General features: G+C 65.6%; 21 protein-coding genes and 1 tRNA gene. 7 read left to right on the top strand and 15 right to left on the bottom strand.

What is annotated here, in order from left to right:
• Window positions 1-2: 2 nt before the first annotated feature.
• The 4 genes from psaD to AC01FP_RS02035 all read right to left on the bottom strand — a co-directional run bounded on the left by psaD (window position 3) and on the right by AC01FP_RS02035 (window position 4285).
• Window positions 3-434 carry a photosystem I reaction center subunit II gene (gene psaD, locus AC01FP_RS02050; RefSeq protein ID WP_474477575.1) on the bottom strand — a complete coding sequence of 144 codons (432 nt, stop codon included), beginning with the start codon at window positions 432-434 and terminating at the stop codon, window positions 3-5.
• A 94-nt stretch (window positions 435-528) separates the two neighbouring features.
• Window positions 529-1911: a sensor histidine kinase gene (locus AC01FP_RS02045; RefSeq protein ID WP_474477573.1), complete on the bottom strand. Its 1383-nt coding sequence runs from the start codon at window positions 1909-1911 to the stop codon at window positions 529-531.
• Complete coding sequence (rodA, locus tag AC01FP_RS02040; protein WP_474477571.1) at window positions 1908-3185, bottom strand: rod shape-determining protein RodA; 1278 nt, start codon at window positions 3183-3185, stop codon at window positions 1908-1910. The genes AC01FP_RS02045 and rodA overlap by 4 nt, the downstream gene beginning before the upstream one ends.
• Before the next feature lie 5 nt (window positions 3186-3190).
• Window positions 3191-4285 carry an Mrp/NBP35 family ATP-binding protein gene (locus AC01FP_RS02035; protein ID WP_474477568.1) on the bottom strand — a complete coding sequence of 365 codons (1095 nt, stop codon included), beginning with the start codon at window positions 4283-4285 and terminating at the stop codon, window positions 3191-3193.
• 111 nt (window positions 4286-4396) lie between these two features.
• Here AC01FP_RS02035 and hemF point away from each other — a divergent pair, with 111 nt between their 5' ends.
• Window positions 4397-5476 (top strand): oxygen-dependent coproporphyrinogen oxidase, encoded by a 1080-nt coding sequence (gene hemF / locus AC01FP_RS02030; protein WP_474477566.1) that lies wholly within the window; start codon window positions 4397-4399, stop codon window positions 5474-5476.
• On the opposite strand, the gene AC01FP_RS02025 is transcribed toward hemF, so the two are convergent.
• Together AC01FP_RS02025 and AC01FP_RS02020 are read right to left on the bottom strand one after the other, a co-directional pair.
• Complete coding sequence (locus tag AC01FP_RS02025; RefSeq protein ID WP_474477563.1) at window positions 5403-6281, bottom strand: dehydrogenase; 879 nt, start codon at window positions 6279-6281, stop codon at window positions 5403-5405. The two genes, hemF and AC01FP_RS02025, sit on opposite strands and share 74 nt — an antisense overlap.
• Window positions 6282-6297: 16 nt before the next feature.
• Complete coding sequence (locus AC01FP_RS02020) at window positions 6298-6849, bottom strand: cofactor assembly of complex C subunit B (protein ID WP_254937671.1); 552 nt, start codon at window positions 6847-6849, stop codon at window positions 6298-6300.
• Window positions 6850-6918: 69 nt separating this feature from the next.
• On the opposite strand from AC01FP_RS02020, the gene AC01FP_RS02015 reads away from it, so the two are divergent.
• On the top strand, window positions 6919-7596 hold the full coding sequence (locus AC01FP_RS02015; RefSeq protein WP_322764193.1) for a ribonuclease D: 678 nt from the start codon (window positions 6919-6921) through the stop codon (window positions 7594-7596).
• Window positions 7597-7611: 15 nt separating this feature from the next.
• On the opposite strand, the gene AC01FP_RS02010 is transcribed toward AC01FP_RS02015, so the two are convergent.
• Both AC01FP_RS02010 and AC01FP_RS02005 read right to left on the bottom strand, forming a co-directional pair.
• Complete coding sequence (locus AC01FP_RS02010) at window positions 7612-7869, bottom strand: hypothetical protein (RefSeq protein WP_106632351.1); 258 nt, start codon at window positions 7867-7869, stop codon at window positions 7612-7614.
• Between the two features lie 28 nt (window positions 7870-7897).
• A complete protein-coding gene (locus tag AC01FP_RS02005) occupies window positions 7898-9148 on the bottom strand; it encodes a lipid-A-disaccharide synthase-related protein (RefSeq protein WP_474477557.1) in 1251 nt (416 codons plus the stop codon).
• A gap of 44 nt (window positions 9149-9192) precedes the next feature.
• Here AC01FP_RS02005 and AC01FP_RS02000 point away from each other — a divergent pair.
• Window positions 9193-9263: transfer RNA gene (locus tag AC01FP_RS02000), tRNA-Cys, on the top strand.
• Between the two features lie 35 nt (window positions 9264-9298).
• On the opposite strand, the gene AC01FP_RS01995 is transcribed toward AC01FP_RS02000, so the two are convergent.
• Together AC01FP_RS01995 and AC01FP_RS01990 are read right to left on the bottom strand one after the other, a co-directional pair.
• Entirely contained in the window at window positions 9299-9802 is a 504-nt protein-coding gene (locus AC01FP_RS01995) for a hypothetical protein (RefSeq protein WP_474477554.1), read from the bottom strand.
• Between the two features lie 8 nt (window positions 9803-9810).
• A complete protein-coding gene (locus AC01FP_RS01990) occupies window positions 9811-9984 on the bottom strand; it encodes a hypothetical protein (protein WP_474477551.1) in 174 nt (57 codons plus the stop codon).
• Between the two features lie 35 nt (window positions 9985-10019).
• Here AC01FP_RS01990 and AC01FP_RS01985 point away from each other — a divergent pair, with 35 nt between their 5' ends.
• A complete protein-coding gene (locus AC01FP_RS01985; RefSeq protein WP_474477548.1) occupies window positions 10020-10991 on the top strand; it encodes an aldo/keto reductase in 972 nt (323 codons plus the stop codon).
• On the opposite strand, the gene AC01FP_RS01980 is transcribed toward AC01FP_RS01985, so the two are convergent.
• Together AC01FP_RS01980 and purM are read right to left on the bottom strand one after the other, a co-directional pair.
• Window positions 10988-11629 carry a hypothetical protein gene (locus AC01FP_RS01980; RefSeq protein WP_474477545.1) on the bottom strand — a complete coding sequence of 214 codons (642 nt, stop codon included), beginning with the start codon at window positions 11627-11629 and terminating at the stop codon, window positions 10988-10990. The two genes, AC01FP_RS01985 and AC01FP_RS01980, sit on opposite strands and share 4 nt — an antisense overlap.
• Window positions 11630-11843: 214 nt before the next feature.
• The gene (gene purM / locus AC01FP_RS01975; RefSeq protein ID WP_474477542.1) at window positions 11844-12884 is read right to left on the bottom strand and encodes a phosphoribosylformylglycinamidine cyclo-ligase; all 1041 of its coding nucleotides are present in this window, start codon (window positions 12882-12884) and stop codon (window positions 11844-11846) included.
• A gap of 389 nt (window positions 12885-13273) precedes the next feature.
• On the opposite strand from purM, the gene AC01FP_RS01970 reads away from it, so the two are divergent.
• Window positions 13274-13825 carry a septal ring lytic transglycosylase RlpA family protein gene (locus tag AC01FP_RS01970; protein ID WP_474477539.1) on the top strand — a complete coding sequence of 184 codons (552 nt, stop codon included), beginning with the start codon at window positions 13274-13276 and terminating at the stop codon, window positions 13823-13825.
• 57 nt (window positions 13826-13882) lie between these two features.
• Entirely contained in the window at window positions 13883-15469 is a 1587-nt protein-coding gene (locus AC01FP_RS01965; RefSeq protein ID WP_474477744.1) for a bifunctional pantoate--beta-alanine ligase/(d)CMP kinase, read from the top strand.
• Here the strand turns inward: AC01FP_RS01965 and AC01FP_RS01960 are convergent.
• Genes AC01FP_RS01960 through AC01FP_RS01950 form a run of 3 tightly spaced genes read right to left on the bottom strand, consistent with a single transcriptional unit; the run spans window position 15466 to window position 17404 of the window.
• On the bottom strand, window positions 15466-15939 hold the full coding sequence (locus AC01FP_RS01960) for a low molecular weight protein-tyrosine-phosphatase (RefSeq protein WP_474477536.1): 474 nt from the start codon (window positions 15937-15939) through the stop codon (window positions 15466-15468). The two genes, AC01FP_RS01965 and AC01FP_RS01960, sit on opposite strands and share 4 nt — an antisense overlap.
• Entirely contained in the window at window positions 15936-16580 is a 645-nt protein-coding gene (locus AC01FP_RS01955) for a HEAT repeat domain-containing protein (RefSeq protein WP_474477533.1), read from the bottom strand. The genes AC01FP_RS01960 and AC01FP_RS01955 overlap by 4 nt, the downstream gene beginning before the upstream one ends.
• Window positions 16577-17404, bottom strand: a complete 828-nt coding sequence (locus AC01FP_RS01950) for a HEAT repeat domain-containing protein (RefSeq protein ID WP_474477531.1) — start codon at window positions 17402-17404, stop codon at window positions 16577-16579. The genes AC01FP_RS01955 and AC01FP_RS01950 overlap by 4 nt, the downstream gene beginning before the upstream one ends.
• Before the next feature lie 193 nt (window positions 17405-17597).
• Between AC01FP_RS01950 and AC01FP_RS01945 the strand changes: the two genes are divergently transcribed.
• Window positions 17598-17761 (top strand): biliverdin-producing heme oxygenase (locus AC01FP_RS01945; RefSeq protein ID WP_474477741.1); only part of this gene is annotated, 164 nt, incomplete at its 3' end.

Raw genomic sequence — 17761 nt, 5'->3', positions numbered from 1 at the left:
GCTCAAGCTTCGAAGGTGTTCTTGCCGGTGAACTTGAGATTGGCGGGGTTCGGATTGGCGCCGATGCGGCGGGGGTTGTGACCAACCATGGGGCGACCCTCGTTGACCTTCTCAGGGAAGACGCCATCTTTGGGATGCAGGAACTCGGTGTCACCACCAGGGAAGATCCGGTAGATCTTGTAGTCCTCGATCCGGGGCTTGAACTTGGTGCGTAGCTGGGTGCCGAGGGCTAGGCACTGCTCCTTGCGGGCGAAGTACATCAGATTTTCCCCCTCATTCATGTGGGCAGCGCCACCGGTGGGCAGCTCGAAGACTTGCTCCTTCGGGCTGCTCCAGGTGATGGCGTATTTCTCCTCAGTTTCAGCAGAGTTCAGCAGGCCGCCGGTGCTGCCGATGTACTTCGGGAGTTGACCGCTGAGCACCGTCGCTGCCATGGCTTTGGAACGTTTCAGCCGGAAACTAGCACCGTGTTTTTGACAGGATCGGGGCTTCTGCCGCACTCTTCACACCCGTCAACAAACCGGCCCTTCAGCAAACCGGGAAAAACACGGTCAAGCCGCTGCCGTTGCGCTCGGTGAGGCGACCTCCCAGGCTGTGGAACAGCCGCTGGGTGGCCTGGCGGCTCAGCTGCAGGCTGCCGGTGGTGGGGTTCCAGCTCAGCACCGGTCCCACCAGCTCTCGCTGCTCGCCGTTCCCTACTCCGTCGTTTTCGGGGGGATCGTGGCCCTCGCTGCTGAGCTGAAGCTTCAGGCGGGTTCCGGCTGGCAGCAGGCTCACGGTTACGCGGCTGCCGCTGGGTAGGCCTCGGCTGAAGCGGTCGATCAAGCCGCCGAGCATGGTTTCGAGCCGGGCCGGGTCGCTCAGCACCGGCGACAGACCGCCGGCGACAGCAAGGTCCAGCTCCAGACCGCGGCGCGCCAGTTGCCGCTGCCACAACTCCTTTTGCTGGTTCAGCACTGCGCTGAGGTCGGTGCGGGCCAGGGCGTGGCTTTTAAGGGGCTGTTCGCTGCCCGGTTGTCGCTGCAGCTCAGCCGCCAGGAAGATCAGGCCGAAGCGATCGATTTGCTCACTGCATTCGCTGTCGATCTGCTCGAGGCGCTGGCGCACCACCGGCGGCAGGTCGCCGCGCCGCAGCAAGGAGCGGATCAGGGTGCGGATCGTGGCGAGCGGCGTGCGCACTTCATGGGTGAGGGCCTCAAGCAGGGCTAGTTCGCTGCTCACCGCTCTCGGGGTGTCGCTTGCCTGGCGCACCCGCGACTGAGATGGGCGATCGCTGCCGCCATGCACCAGGGGCTGCAGGGTGAGGCTGGGGGCCATGGCGGCCAGCCGTTCCCCCAGCCGGGGCCAGAAGCGCAGGCCCAGCTGGTCGTCGCTGCGTAGGGGGCCCAGCTGCTCCAGGGTGCTGCGCAGGGCTGCCGAGGCTGCGGGATCCTGGCTCAGCAGGCGTCCATGAATCAGCCTTAGGGCCTCGGACAGAGCTTCTGGGTCGAAGCGCACGATTAGGCGCCGGCCTTCAGCCGGGCCATCCAGGCAAAGGGCCACCTGAAGTTGGGGGGTGATCACCAGCAGGAGGGGATCGGTGCCGTCCTCCTTCGCCAGGGCCAGACGCTGAAAGCCGCCGCATGGAGCTGGGCTGCCGGCTCCTGGTAGCAGGGGCGCCTGGCTGGGTAGCAGGCCATCTAGATCGCTTGGGGCCCACACCCAGCCCTGCAGTTCCTGCAACAGGGCTGGTTCATAGAGGGCTGGCAGCGGGGCGGCCAGCCATAGCCCCTGCAGAGGTTGCCGGGGCAGCAGGAAATCTTCCTGCAGGGTTGCCAGGGCTGCCCACCATTGCCGCCGGGCGCAGTCCTCGTTGCCGACTCCGGCTGGCACCCCTTCAGCCAAACAACGTCGCAGGTCAGCCAGGCTCACCAGCGGCCCTGGGCAGCGCGGCCCCGGCGGGCTGCGGAGGCACACAGACCCAGGGAGATGAAGTTAACCAACATGGCGGATCTTCCATAACTGAGCCAGGGCAAGGGGATACCGGTGATGGGGCCGAGTCCGATGGTCATATTGATGTTCACCACCACCTGGAACATCAGCATCGCTCCGATTCCCACCACCACCAGGGCTTCGTAGTCGCTGCTGGCCCGTCCCGCGATCTGCAGCAGGCGCCCCATCAGCAGGGCGAAGCCGGCCACCACCAGCACTGAGCCGAGAAAACCGGTTTCCTCGCCAAGGGCGCTGAAGATGAAATCGGTGTGTTGCTCGGGGATAAATCGCAGCTTCGTAAGGGAGCCTTGCATCAAGCCTGTTCCCCAGACCTGTCCGGAGCCGATACCCACTGTGCTCTGCAGCAGGTGGTAGCCGCCGCCGAGGGGATCCTGGGCGGGATCAAGAAACAGGGTGAGCCTGTCGCGCTGGTGGGGGCGCAGGCCGTGCTCCCAGAGCCAGGGGGTAGCTACTGCGAAGATCCCCTGCACGGCAAGGCTGATCGCCAGGGCCACCCGCTTCCAGGGCAGGCTCTTCCAGGCCAGCCAGCCCATCAGGGGCACCCAGCCGAGCAGCAGCCAGGGCTGGGTGCCTGCCACGATCGCCGCCACAAGGGGGGAAAGCAGGAGCACCACCCAGGCCCCAGGCATGCCAGCCCAAAACAGCATCACCAGCAGTACGGCGCCAAACACAAGCGAGCTGCCTAGGTCGGGTTGCACAAAAACCAGCAGCCAGGGCAGGGCTATCAGGCCCACTGGACGGATCAGGTCAACAGGACGATCAACCGGGTGTCTGGCTAAAACCCCGGCGAGCAGCAAGATGGCGCCCACCTTGGCGAATTCCGAGGGCTGCACATAAAAGCCGCCAATGTTGATCCAGCTCTGGGCCCCAAGGGCGCTGGTGCCGACAACTCGTACGGCCACCAGGCTGGCGACCATGGCGATGTAGATCGGCCACTTAAATGGGATCAGCCGATCCAATGGCATTCGAGCCAACAGTAGGGCCACCACCATGCCCACCGCCGCCGTAACCCAGTGCTGGTACCAGTCGGCGTAATTCGCTTGGCGCTGGGTGCTGGCAATCAGGATCCCGGCGACCGCCACCATTGCCAGCGGTACCCCCCAGAGGATCAGGTCCACGTCGGCCAGGGGGCTGCGCCGGCTGCTACGGCCACTAAAAAATCGCGGGTTTCGCCGCCCCAACTGGCTCAGCATGGGCTTCAGACTGGTACTAGGTGGGCCGCGCTGAGCTGGTGAGCTAATGCCAAAAAGCCCCGGGCGCTGATCGATTCGGGGTGGCTGAGTACTACCGGGCGTCCGGCATCCCCCCCCTCTCGCACGGGCATCTCCAGGGGAAGTTCGGCCAGTAAGGGCACTCCGGCCTCTTCAGCCAGGCGGGAGCCGCCGCCGCTGCCGAATAGGGCATAACGCTTGTCTGGAGCGTCAGGGGGAATGAAGACGCTCATGTTTTCCACCACGCCCAGCACGTCCACCCCCATCTGCAGAAACATCGCCAGGCCCCGGCGGGCATCAGCCAGAGACACCAGCTGGGGAGTGGTGACGATGATCGCCCCGGCCATCGGCACCGCCTGGGCGATGGTGAGCTGGGCATCACCGGTGCCAGGAGGCAGGTCGACGATCAGTACATCCCTTTCGCCCCAGGCGACTTGGTAAAGAAACTGGCGAATGATGCCGTTGAGCATCGGCCCCCTCCAGATCACGGGCTGGTTTTCCTGGATCAGCAGGCCCATCGACACCATGGCGATGCCACAGGTTTCGATCGGTTTCATCACTTGTTGGGCGCCTTCGCCGCTCACTTCAGGCGTGCGATCAGCCACTCCCAGCATGGTGGGGGCATTTGGCCCGTAGATGTCCGCATCGAGCAAGCCCACCTTCAGACCTGAAGCCGCCAGGGCGCAGGCCAGGTTCACGGCAACTGTGCTCTTGCCCACTCCGCCCTTGCCACTGCTGACGGCGATGACCTGGCGCACCCCAGGGATGGCCTGGCGCTCTGGCAGTTGACCCCGTTCCGGCCCTTGGCCATGACCTGCGGCACCGATTGGAGCGCCGCCGCTGGGCTGGTCCAACTCAATTTGAACGTCGTTGATGCCTTCAAGGGCGAGCAGGGCCGCCTTGGCTTCGGCGGCGATGCGATCCCGCTGGCTCTGGGCAAAGCCAGGTAGGGCAAGGCGAAATAAGGCCCGATCGTCCACCAGTCGCGTCTGCTGGATCCAGCCCAGCTCGATCAGGCTGCGCCCGCTGCCGGCATCCTGAACGGCGTTGAGGGCGGCCTGAGCCTGCTCCACAGATGCCATCGGAAATCCAATCAGAGACTGCGATCTTAGGTGCCCTGCAGCTGCCTTTGACCGTCAGCATGGCCGTGACAGACCCTCTCGATTACTTGTCTGGGGGGAGGCTGGGCTGAAATGGTTAGACCTTTCCAGCGTCCATGTGGCGCAGCGTCGATGCCTAAGGCCCTGCTGGAAGCTCCACCGGCCGACTCCCGCTCCAGGGCTAAGGCCCTGCTGATGGGCTTGCAGGACTCCATTTGCGCCAGTTTAGAAGAATTTGATGCCGAAGGTTGCTTCGCCGAGGAGAGCTGGGAGCGTCCGGAGGGAGGCGGTGGTCGCTCCCGGGTGATGAAGGGCGGCCGCATCTTCGAGCAGGGCGGCGTCAACTTCTCAGAGGTAGAGGGCTCGGAGCTGCCTCCCTCGATCCTCAGCCAGCGGCCGGAAGCCAAGGGACACCGCTGGTTTGCCACCGGCACCTCGATGGTGCTGCACCCCCGCAACCCCTACATCCCCACCGTTCACCTCAACTACCGCTACTTCGAAGCGGGCCCGGTGTGGTGGTTTGGCGGCGGCGCCGATCTCACTCCCTACTACCCGTTCCTGCAAGACGCCCAGCATTTCCACCGCACGCTCAAAGGAGCCTGCGACAGCGTTAATCCCGCTTTTTATAAGGTGTTCAAGCCCTGGTGCGATGAATACTTCTTTCTCAAGCACCGGGACGAGACCCGCGGCGTGGGCGGCATCTTTTACGACTACCAGGATCCCCGTGGTGTGCTTTACAAGGGCCAGGACCCCGATGGGCCTGCGGCGGCTGTGAGCAACCGACTAGCCCCGGTGCCGCAGAGTTGGGAGCAGCTGTTTGCCCTGGCCAGCGCCTGCGGCAACGCCTTCCTGCCCAGCTACTTGCCGATCGCTGAGAAGCGACAGCACACCCCCTATGGGGAGCGGGAGCGCCAGTTTCAGCTCTACAGGCGGGGCCGCTATGTGGAGTTCAATTTGGTGTTTGACCGGGGCACCATTTTCGGCTTGCAGACCAACGGACGCACCGAGTCGATTCTGATGTCTCTGCCGCCCTTGGTGCGCTGGGAATACGGCTATCAACCGGAGGCTGGCAGCCGCGAGGCCCTGCTCACAGACCTGTTTACTCGTCCTCAGGATTGGCTTGCGGACGGCTCTCTTGCGGACCGCTGCGCCCCCCATCAAGCGGTGAATTAGGTGATGGGTTGCTGGTTGCTGGCTCGGTAGCGGCCAGGCCAGGAATTAGTGGGGCTGGTTGCAAGCCCTGCTCCAGACCCCGTTGCAAAGCTGAAACCACACGCTCAGCGATCGCTTTGATAGCACCATTGCGGCTGCGGGGATCCCGCAGCGATGCCTCTAGCTGGCCCTCGAGTTTGCCGATCTCAAGAATGGCGATGCCCCGCTTGGGGGCGCCCAGGCCGTCGCGGAAGAGCAGGGGATAGGGGCCAAAGGCCAGCGCCAGGCTTTCGTCTAGGCGGGTTGGGGGGCGATGTAGGGGTGGAATCAGGCCCGAACCAACACCATCTGGTCCATAGGCGTCGTAGTGGATTTCCAGGGCATATCCACCGGCTTGGGCATGGGCTTTGCCCACGCTCCAGTTGGTGCGGGGATCGTCGCCGTCGGCGATGGTGCGCAGCGGCGGGTCGTAGAAGCGGATGGCCAGACCCCGCTGCTGGCCAAGGGCCACCACCGCCTGGGCGGTGAGCAGGTTCCAATAGAGCTCGTCGCGCATGCCCGGCTGCATCGGCGCGGCTCCGCCGAGATCGACTGCCGCTCCCCCCGTGCCGGCCCCGCCAATCCCCTGGGAATCGGCATGACCCGCTAGCAGCAGGATTTCGGTGCTGCTGGGCAGCTCAGCCAGGCCTCGCCAGTTTTTGCTCAGCCGGCTGCGCGGCCCTGTGAGCGGATCAAAGTTGGCTAGCGGCGGCGCTTGGGCTGCAGCGCCCCCAGCTATGGCAAGCACTCCGGTCAAGACGAAAGCCAGGGGGCGGAATCGTTTCATGACTGCCAGGCAAGGGTCAGATGGGGGAGCTGAGCAGCTTGCCGTCGCTGAATAGGCCTAGCTTGGGACCCATCTCCAATTCGAGCGCAATTAGCTCATCGCGGTGGGCCCGCAGCCTCAAGGCGCTGCCCGTGGCGCTGTCATGGCTGATCAGGCGCAGCTCCAGGGTTTCGGCCCGCATCGCCCGATTGCGATAAATCAGCCCAGCCGCCGGTCCCAGTAAGGCCAGCAGCAGGGGCCACCAGCCCAGTTGGGGCAGCAGCTGGCGCAGCACCAGCCCCAGGCAGGCGGCCCCCACCGCTCCCAGCACCGAGAGCAGCACCGCCAACCAGGGACTGGCCGCCACCTCGGCGCGGAAGCAGAGGTGGCGGCGCTCGGGGTCAGTCGATTCGGCGCGCCAACCGCGTTGCAGCAGCCATTCGCTCAACTGGCTCAACACCTCCAGAGGCGGGCGCGACGAGCGCACCTCGACTGTGGTGGTGCGGTCCTTGCTGGCGGCGCGCAAGAAGAACACCAGGCCTACGGCTAGTAGCAGGGTGAGCAGCAGGGTGGAGCTGAGGTTGGCCATTCATCTCATTGTGCCGCCGTCCCTACGGGGCGTGGCTTGTCAGCATGGCAAGGCATTCGCCTTTTCCGTGTGACCGCTTCGCCTGCCCCCAGCAATCTGCCGGCTCCCGCCCGCTTCGCCGTGTTTGACGGTGACCTTGATGCCGAGTGGGCGGCTCTCTACGCCGGGGCTAGGGCGCTGGCGGTTGATACGGAGGCGATGGGTCTGATTCATGGCCGCGACCGGCTCTGCCTGGTGCAGATCTGCGACGACCACGACAACGTTTGCTGCATCCGTCTTCACCGCGGCCAGAGCTCGGCACCGCGGCTCCAGGTCTTGATGGAAAACCCGGCGATTGAAAAAGTTTTCCACTTCGCCCGCTTTGACGTGGCGGCCCTGGCTGAAAACCTGGCAATTGCCGTCGATCCGATCTTTTGCACCAAGGTGGCCAGCCGGCTGGGCCGCACCTACAGCCCCCGCCACGGCCTCAAGGAAGTGGTGCAGGAGCTGGTGGGCATTGAGCTCGACAAGCAGGCCCAGAGTTCGGATTGGGGCCGGGTGGAAGATCTCTCTGAGGTCCAGCTGGCCTACGCCGCCGGCGATGTGCGCTATCTGCTTCCCGCTCGCGATCGGTTGGAAACCATGCTGAAGCGAGAGGAGCGTTGGCAGCTGGCTGAGCGTTGCTTTGGCTGCATCCCGGTGCTGGCCGATCTGGATCGCCAGCGCTTTCACCTGCTCTTTGAGCACTCCACCGGCGGCAACCGCTGAAGGGCCCTGGCCAGCTCAGTCCTCCACCATGAAGTTCTCGTCGTTGCCGACGGCCTCCAGCTGGGAGCTGAGCAACTCATGGTGATTTTCGCCGCTGGCCTGGGCTTCCGCAAGCATCTGCTGGGCCAAGGCGAGCTTGGCTGCGGTTTCTTTCAGTCCCTCCTGGGAGCTGCGCACGTCGACCTTGCGGCGGGCGGCGGCCAGGCTGATGCTCAATTGGCTGGCCAACATGCCGCAGGCGGCGTTGTAGGCCCGATCGGGGATGCCGGCCATGGGCGACGGAGCTGCGGTGGTGGCCGCATCATCCCAGCAGCTGTTGCTCCACCAGCTCGGCTAGCTGGGCGCTGCCACCGGCGGGCCCCATCCGCCCCCGGCCCAGGGCACCACGCCGGGCGCATTCGGCTGGGTCGTCGAGCAGTTGGTGCAGTTTTAGGGCTAGCTCCTGTTGGGAATGGCAGGGGACGATGGCGCCCCCCAGCAGGCGGCTCTGGCGGCGGGCAAAGCCAGCCTTGAATTGGGGCCCCGGGCCCGGCAGCGACAGGCAGGGCACCCCTAGCCCCGCTAGTTGCTCCGTGGCAGTGCCCGCAGTGGCCAGGCCCAGCTCGGCCCAGCCGGCCCAGGTGGCGAAGCGGTTTTGGCCAACCAGCAGGGTCCAGCGGCCCAGCTGCCAGCTGCTAATTGCTCCGCTGGCGGCGCTTGCTGCTGCAGGCGCTAGGGGCGTAAAGCCCGCTTGCTCCAGCAGCTCGGCCCAGGCGGCGGCCGTGGGCGCCGATCCAGATGCCACCAGCACGCTGCTTGGCTGCCGCGGCTGCTGGAGGCTGAGGCAGCCCAGCAGCCGGCGGGCATTGCCGAGGGCTTCGGGCAGGCGGCTGCCGGCCAGCAGGATTAGGCGCCGCTGGCTTGCCAGCCCGGCCGGCAGAGGGGTGTGGCGGAAGCCATCCATCATTGGGTTGCCAGGAGCCAGGGCTGCCACCTTGTGGCGCCGCAGCCCTTGGGCGGTGAGCTGGTCGCGCACGGCCACGAGCCGGCAGCGCCGGCTGCCCATCAACGCCCATTCCCACGGATCCCATTCGCTGCCCTTGCAGCGGTGGTAAGCATCAGCGAGCGGTGTGGCCGCCCAGCCCGCTGGTGCTGGCGAGGCCCAGGTGTGGTCGCTTTTGGGGGTGCCGATGAAGCCGAAGCTGCCGCCGCCGCTCCAGGCCAGCAGTAGGGGCAGCAGGTCGCCAATTGCCAGCACCGGGTTGCCTTGACGGGCCCAGTGGCGCACCAGTTGTAGTTGGCGCCAGCTCAGCAGGGGCAGGCCGGCCCCGAGGTCGCGGGCCAGGCCTCGCAAGCTCTGGTTGCTGAAGCCCCCACTGGGAAGCTGCAGCTGGGGGCCGATCCGCTGCAGGTGACCGGCAGCAACGCCGGCGCTAAATGCCTCTCCGAGCCCCACCAGGGGCAGCACCTGGATTTCCAGGTCGGGCCGCCGCGCCCGCAGGGCCAGCAGAACCCGTTGGGCGATCAGATCCTCACCGTGGCCGTTGCTCAGAACCAGCAGACGGGAGGACATGCCGTGGCTGATACGATCCGCTGCAGGGAGTTTGCTCCCTGGCCGGCGGCATGGCCAAGTGGTAAGGCAGAGGATTGCAAATCCTTTACCCCCAGTTCGAATCTGGGTGCCGCCTTAAATAACTGCTTCGACTTGAAGCTCTGCCTCATTTTAGAAGCCGGCCTGAGCTTCCCAAAGCTGGCCGCTGGAATCACGGGCCTCGCACGTCAGGCGATGGCGTTCCAGCAGGCATTTCCCCTTGGCTAGCAGGGCCCGGGGCAAGGTGGGCGCTGGAGATCCGTCTAATTCCACGTTGGTGGCCACGGTGGACACATCCAGCCGAATAGGCCATTGCGGTTTGCATTCGCCATCGGCGCCGCAGCGCATTGGCTTTTGCCCGGCGGCGAGCACACCGGCGAAGACCAGGCTTCTGCTGCCGAATAGTTGGTTGGCGGAGGGCGTGATCAGGCGCACACTCAGCAGCCCCTCCATGTTTTGTTCAAGCCGCAACCGGACGCAGTCCTGCTCCAGTTCGCCGCGTAGCTGGGGTTGCTCCATCTGGCCCTGGTTCAGCGAGCAGCCCTTAAGCCCGATCTCCCAGCGGCCGAAACCCCCTGCTTGGGTGGCGCTGGCCCAGGCCAGCAGCATCAGGCCCAGGCTGAACATTCGCGCCATGGGAGCACTCAGTAGCCCGACTCGGCCACGCAGCTGCCCTGGCAGCTGATGCCATTGCTGGCAGTGCGTCCGCAGTGTTGGCAAAGAACCGGCTCGAGGGGGGGCTGCGGCTCGCTGGTGTTCTTAGCCAAGCTGGCTGCCTTAGGCAAGCTGGCGCAGCCGGGTGGCGGGGAATCGGGCATTTTGGGAGCTATCCGCTTTGGCACCTAACTCCACGATGGCGCATCTAGTGGGGCAGCCCGGCATCGGCGTTGGCACTTGGGCCTGGGGAAATCAATTTCTTTGGGGCTACGACCCGAGCCAGGATCCGCTGCTTGAAGCCACCTTCCAGCGGGCTGTGGCCTGCGGCCTGCACACCTTTGATACCGCGGACTCCTACGGCACTGGCCGGTTTAACGGCCGCAGTGAGGCCCTTTTGGGCCGCTTTGCGGCGGCCCTAGCGGCGGCCCAGCGCGACCAGCTGCTGGTGGCTACCAAGCTCGCTCCCTTCCCCTGGCGACTGGGGCGCCGCGGCTATGAACGGGCTTTTGCGGCTTCGAAACGGCGCCTTGCCGGTCGAATCGATTTGGTGCAGTTGCACTGGAGCACGGCTCGTTACGCCCCCTGGCAGGAGGGGCCCCTGCTTGAGGGTCTGGCTGATCTGGTGCAGCAGGGGGAGGTGGCGGCCCTTGGCGTTTCAAATATGGGTCCCCGTCGCCTGCGGTCGGTGCACCGGCGCTTGGCCGAGCGGGGAGTGCAGCTCAGCAGCCTCCAGGTGCAGCTATCGCTACTGGCGCCCGATCCGATCCAGCCGGGCGGTGTGGCGGAGGTCTGCCGTGAGCTGGGTGTCCGTTTGATCGCCTACAGCCCCCTGGCCCTGGGGCTGCTGGCCAGATCAATGGCGGCTGGGCCTTTACCTAGGGGGCCAAGGGGAGCTCTATTCCGCCGGCTAGCTCCCGCCTTGGTTGAGCTCCAGGCTGAGATGGCCCGAATCGCCGCCAATCGCGACGCCAGCCTGGCGGCGGTGGCTCTCAACTGGTGCCGGGCCCATGGCGCTTTGCCGATTCCCGGTCTGCGCCGGCCAGAGCAGGTGGAGCAGGCCGCGGCGGCCCTGGCCTGGAACCTGTCTGAGCAGGAGCGCCGCCAGTTAGATGATCTGGCGCTGGGATTGCAGGTGGGCATGCCTGCGAATCCCTTCCTGAGCGACTAGCCGGCCTGGGGGGCTGGATCGAGGGTGAGCACCACCGGCATGGCCTGGGGGCGTACCAGGGGCACCACAGGGCTGGGACCGTGGTCGCCGTGGCTTTCAGCTTCGGCGGCCGCTTCGGGGCCGCAGGCTGCCAGGGCTTCCTGTAGCAGGGAATCGAAGGTGGCTCCAGGCAGCCGGTGGCGTGCCAGCTCCAGGAAGGCTCGAGCCAGAGACTCACCAGCCGCTGCCCTCAGGGCGGGGTTGTTATGGCGCAGCTGAAGCTCGTCATCGATTGAGCGCAGGAAGCGCTCCGTGACATCCCGCTTGGTGGAAGCCCGGATCCTGGTGTCCTGTTCGGCCTGGGAGAGGAAAGGCTGAGCCTCAAGCTCCTCAAGCCGGCGGCCCAGGCTTTCAAGCACCTCCCGGGCTTCCTTGGTCACGTGGGCCAGTTGGCCGTCCGAGAGTCGGGGCAGGTCGGCTACATAGACCTTGCCGTGATCTCTCAGGGTGAGGAAGGTGGGCCTCAGCCCCCCCCGCTGGGGCGCTGCCTGAAGCTCTCGGGGGCGCTGCGGCCGGGTTGGGGCTACGGGGCCGGCCGAGCTGCGGCGGCGGGTGATGCGTTGACCGGTGCCTAGGGGGGGTGCAGCGGAGGTGCCCAAGGGGCTTGGGGCCGCTATTCGCTGTGGTGAACCTATTGATTGCGTCATGACGCCACTCCTAATACAACTACGTATGGCTCGAACATCGCCCTGGTTCTGGAACCGGGGCGATAGGTGTTGATCAACTTCGAGGTCAGCACCCTAGGCAGGAGAGCGGCTTCCGACTGGGCCAGCAGCCCACTCTGATGCAATTGGCCATTGGCAGCCGGGCTGATCAAGCGCTGAAAGGAAGTCCTGCCAGCGGTTGCTCGTCAGCACTGCCGTTGGCCACCACGCCCAGCTCCCAGGCCTCGTAGCCAGTGCCTTGGCAGATTTCGAGAGCTTGATCCGCTGCAGCTGCCGGCACCACCAGGCAGTAACCCACCCCCAAATTGAAGGTGTTCCAGAGATCGGCCTCCGGCACCTCGCCTGCTTGCTGCAGCCAGTGGAACAGAGCTGGACGCTGCCAGCTAGTTGGGTCGATCACGCCGTGCACTCCAGAGGGCAGGCAGCGGGGCAGGTTTTCAGGCAGGCCGCCGCCGGTGATGTGGGCCATGCCGTTTATGGGCACCTTGCTGGCAAGCAAGGCTTTAACCAAGGTTCCGTACAGACGGGTGGGGGCGAGCAGGGCATTTATCAGGTTTTGCTTGCTGTTGGGCAGGGTCGTGAGTTCATCGACCGCCTGGCTCTCAAGAATGCGGCGCACCAGGCTGAAGCCATTGCTATGGACCCCACTGCTGGCCACCGCCAGGATGCGATCCCCTGAGCTAACGGCCCGTCCATCGATCAGGGCGCTTGCCTCGACCACGGCCACGCAGAAACCGGCCAGGTCGTAGCGGCCCGGGGCATAGAAGCCAGGCATTTCGGCCGTTTCGCCGCCAAGCAGGGCGCAGCCGCTTTGGCGGCAGCCGTCGGCGATGCCCTCCACCACCTCAGCCATGGCCTCCGGGCTGAGCTTGCCTGTGGCGATGTAATCAAGGAAGAAGAGCGGCTCGGCCCCGCTGGTGATTACGTCGTTGACGCACATCGCCACCAAGTCGATGCCCACATCGTGGTGGCGGCCGTAGGCCTGAGCCAGTTCAAGCTTGGTGCCAACCCCGTCGGTGCCCGAGACCAGCAGGGGATCCCTCAGCCCGGCCGGCAGCCGGCACAGGCCCCCAAAACCTCCGAGCCCGCCCACCACCTCAGGGCGCCGGGTGGCTTCAACGCTGGAGCGGATCCGCTCCACGAATGCCCGGCCTGCGACCACATCCACCCCGGCTGTGCGGTAGTCCATCCGTGCGAACCCTTCTGCTGCTCCGATCCTCCGATGCCATCCGCCCTAGATAGGGGCCAATTGCCAGATTGGCACGCAAACCGATTAGCCGCGCTGATTGCCCTGATTTGGGTCGCTGATGCTCGCGAGCCTTGTCGACCCCCGCTCAGCCCTGTTAGGGCCTGCCCTGGTCGATTGGATGACAATTGCTGATCAATCTTGTAGGTGTCGTTTTTGACCAAATCCCTCTGCTGTAACAGTTAACTTTGCACCGTCGTCAATTCCCGATAGGAACCCCGAACGCGAATTCGTATCTCAACTCCATTTAGTTTGAGAGCGAATCCAACGCTGACGAATCACTAATTGCCTCTGGCTGGTGATTGCCGCGATAGCGGCGAGTTTCGTTTGTTATGCGCAGCACCTTCTCCCTTGGGGCTCTCGCCCTGCTTTTATCCGGCAGTGCTTTGGTTCCCGCCATCGCCGAGTCCAGCCTCGCCTCAACCAGCGTCGATGCTGTAGCGATGGCTGTTTCCAGCCCTGAGCCCCAAGACTCCACGCCTGCGGTCGCTATCCGCGAAGTTGATGTGAAGCTGTCACCAAGTGACCCCCAGATCAAGCAGGCTCCCCCGACCCGTATTGCTCCTGCCCCCAAGCCAGCGCCCCGTGTGGTGCACAGCTCCAAGGGTGAGGCCAGTTGGTACGGCCCCGGCTTTTTTGGAAATCGCACGGCCAACGGCGAAGTCTTTCGTCCTGGCACCCTCACGGCGGCCCATCGCACCCTGCCTTTCGGCACCAAGGTGCGTGTGACCAACCTCTGGAATGGCCGCACCGCCGTGGTGCGCATCAACGACCGGGGCCCTTTCCACGGCAACCGCGTAATTGACATTGCCCATGGAGCTGCCCAATCCCTAGGCCTCACCGCCAGTGGCATTGCTCAAGTGCGTCTCGAAGTGCTCCAGTGAGCTGAGCCCAGCCGGCTCCCTTGATCATCCCATCCGCCAATCTGGCGGGTGGGTTTTTTGTTGGCCGCCGCCGCTCTTTCCTTGGACCTGCTCGATACTTGCCAAGACCTAGCCGCCTGGAGGCAGCAGCAGCAGGGCCCCCTGCATTTCGTGCCCACGATGGGGGCCCTGCACGAGGGTCATCAGCAGCTGATTCGCCGGGCAGCGGCACTGAGGCAAGGGTCAGGCCAGCCCCCATCCGTGTTGTTGAGTGTGTTTGTCAATCCCCTCCAGTTCGGCCCTGGGGAAGATCTCGAGTCCTATCCCCGGGACCTCCGCTCCGACATTGATCTAGCCGCCGCCGCCGGTGCCACGGCCCTGTTTGCTCCCAGCGTGGCGGAGATCTACCCCCGGGGCGAGGCCGGCTTGACCCGGGTGGCGCCGCCTTTGCTTTTGCGCCAGGGGCTCTGTGGCCGCCACCGGCCCAAGCACTTTGAGGGGGTGGCCACCGTGGTGATTCGCTTGTTAACCCTGGTGCGCCCTGATCTCCTGCTGCTTGGCGAAAAGGATTGGCAGCAGCTGGTGATCCTGAGGCGGGTGGTGGCGGATCTGGGCTTGCCGCTGCGCATTAAGGGCTGTCCCACAGTGCGAGAGGCCGATGGGCTCGCCTGCAGCTCCCGCAACCGTCGCCTTTCCCCCTCCCAGCGCCAGCAGGCCGCGGCGCTGCCCGCTGCTCTGGCGGCTGCGGCTGCCCAAGTGCGTGGCGGCCTCTTCCAGGCCCCAGCGCTGACCTCCCAGCTGGCCCAGCAGCTGGAAGCGGCGGGGCTGGGGGTGGATTATGTGGAGCTTGTGGCTCCCCATAGCCTGGAGCCATTGCAGCAAGTGCAAGGCCTGGCCCTGCTCGCCGCTGCGGTGCACTGCGGTTCAAGCCGCCTGATCGACCATTGTTTTCTGATGTCTCGTCTGCCGATCGTTGCCATTGATGGACCAGCGGGAGCGGGCAAGAGCACCGTCACCCGGGCCTTTGCCCGCCAGATGGGCCTGGTTTACCTAGACACCGGCGCTATGTACCGGGCCCTGACCTGGTGGGTGCTGCGCCAGGAAGCTGACCCTGCCGATGCGGCGGCTGTGGAACCCCTTCTGCTGGGCCTGGATCTGCAGCTCAGTGCCGGCGGTGCTGGTGAGCAGTTGGTGAGCATCAATGGCTTCGACGTGACCGAGGCGATTCGCAGCCCGGAGGTAACGGCCCAGGTCTCCCTGGTGGCTGCCCACGGCTGTGTGCGCCAGGCCCTCACGGCCCAGCAGCAGGCCATGGGGCTTAAGGGGGGGCTGGTGGCCGAGGGCCGCGACATCGGCACCGCCGTTTTCCCAGACGCTGAGCTCAAGGTTTTTCTCACGGCCACTGCGGCGGAGCGGGCCCGCCGCCGCGCCCAAGACCTCGAGAGCCGGGGCTTTGCGGTGCCTCCGCTGGCTGAGCTGGAGGCCCAGATAACTGCCCGTGATCAGCAGGACTCCAGCCGGGAGGTGGCGCCGCTGTGCCAGGCAGAGGATGCGGTGGAGCTGGTTACGGACGGTATGGCCATTGAGGCTGTGATCCAGGCTCTGGTGGACTTGTTCCGCCAGAGGGTTCCGGAGGAGGCCTGGCCGGGCGCTGGTGAGAACTAATCGTCTAGGGCCTGCAGCAGGCCTCTGCAGGCGTCTTCCAGCAGGTCGAGCACGTGCTCAAACCCCTCATCTCCCCCGTAGTAGGGATCGGGCACTTCGCTGAGATCAAACCGGCTGCGGTAGTTGAGCAGGGGCTCGATGCGGGCGACGCTGCTGCCGCCAGCCTCCTGGGCTAGGGCCTGCACCTGGCTCAGGTTGCTGGCGTCCATGGTGAGGATGTGGTCGAAGCGGTTGAGATCGGCCAGCTCCAACTGGCGCGCCTTGCTCGCTAGGTGGATGCCGCGGCGGCTGGCGGCTGCGCGCATGCGGGCAGCGGCAGCCTTGCCCACATGCCAGCCCCCGGTGCCAGCCGAATCCACCACAAAGCGGTCACCAGCCTGAGATTGCTCCAGCAGGTGCAAAAACACCCCTTCAGCGGCTGGGGAGCGGCAGATGTTGCCCAGGCAGACAAACAGCACCCGTTTCTTCATTGCAGCCCCAGCCGTGAAAGGGCCAACTTGGCGCGCCTCTGCACCACCGGAGGAGTGCCATCAGCCGCTTCCTGGAGTGTGACCAGGCCCTGTTGGGCCAGCTGCCTCTCCGGTCCTGCCGCGGGCAGGCCAGCTGCCAGCAACTCCAGCCCCACTGCCACCGCGTAGCGCACCACCCACTCGCCGTCGCTGGTGGCGGCCAGTAGGGCTCCTAGGCACTGGCGCTGGACGTCCTGCTGTTGGTCAGGGGGGAGCTCGGCCAGCTGCAGCTGGCCGAGTCCCTTGGCGGCAGCCCGGCGCACGCTGGCAGCTACGTCGCTGCCGAGGGCATCCAGCAGCAGCTCTAGCCCGCGCACATCGCCGATGCCGGCGAGGGCACGCACGGCCCAGGCCCGGGCCCCGTAGTTTTCGGGGTCGAGCTGTAACAGGGCATCCACGGCCGCTGTCCCCAGGCTGATCAGCCCCTCCACGGCGGCTACCGCCGCACCGGGGTTGTTGAAGCCCAACACCTCCACCAGCACCGGAGCGGCGCTGGCATCGGCGCAGCTGGCCAGTTCCTGGGTGGCTTGCAGTAGGGCCAGGGCACTGCCGGCCTGTTGCAGGGCTGCGATCCGGGCTGTCACCGGTGAATCCATGCTCATAGCAAGGCGTCCATGCAGGCCAGCAGGGCCTCGTCGCCGGGGTCGCCGCTGCCCTGTTCCACCAGCCCCCGCAGGGCCATCAATTTCAGACTGTTCTCGGCCAGGGTGGCGGCAATGGCTTTAAATCCGGGGCGCCAGCCGGCGGCACCTAGATCCATCAGGGCTGCACGACGCACCTGCAGCTGGGGATGGTCAAGTAGGTCCACAAGCAGTTCCCCCCAGCGCGCCTCACCGCTCAATTGCAGCAGGGTGCGCGCCGCAGCGCTGCGGATCAGGGGGCGCTCGTGGGCGAGGAAGGGTTTCACCACGGCCAGCACCCGCGGCTCGTTGACGCCGATGTCGCCTAGGGCTTCCAGCAGGGCTTCGCAGGGTTCCACCAGGCGGGGGCTGTTGGCCTGCTGGGCGCCGGCCACGGCGGGGCCGCTGGCTAGCCTTTCGCAAAGAGCTTCAATGGCTTCGCTGGCCGCGAGTTGGCCCAGGGCCCGAGCTGCCGCTTCCCGTAGTCCGTCGTCGGAGTCCTGCAGGGTGTCGAGCAGGTCGGGGATGGCAGCCCTCGCGGTCGGAGATAGCTTGCCCAGGGCGCGGGCGGCATTGCGAGCTACCGCGTTCTCCTCTACGCCGGCCCCGTTATCCCTGGGCCGGCGTTGGCGCAGCGCTTGTTGCAACAGAGGCACTGCCTCCGGGTGCTGGCTGCGCATCCGGCCCAGCCACCAGGCTCCGTAGTACTGCTGGGAGGAGTCTTCGCTCTGGCGGAGCCGGTGCAGGGCTTCCTGCTCACTGATGGGTTCGCCTGCCTGGGGAGGGCTGGCGTCGTCGTCGGCCATGGGTGTTGTCGCGTGACGCGGGCTCCAAGTGATGTTGCCAGTGCCCGGCTCCTAATCAGTGAGAGCCGGCCGCAGTACTAACGCTCATTGCTGGCCCCTTACCACTGACGTGAACTCTTCGCAAAGGGGCAAACCAATCCAGGGTGCCCCCCCTAAGTTGCTGCCGACATACATGTTCCTCAGACCGGCACCTATGGCTGTTGCGCTTGCTTCCCAACTGCGTGAAGGCACCAAAAAGGCCCACACGATGGCGGAGAACACCGGCTTCGTGAGCTGCTTTCTCAAGGGGGTGGTGGATAAGGCCAGCTACCGCACCCTGGTGGCCGACCTTTATTTCGTGTACTCCGCCATGGAGGA

The organism is Cyanobium sp. NIVA-CYA 375 (assembly GCF_056108345.1).
This window is presented reverse-complemented; position numbering and strand designations above follow the sequence as displayed.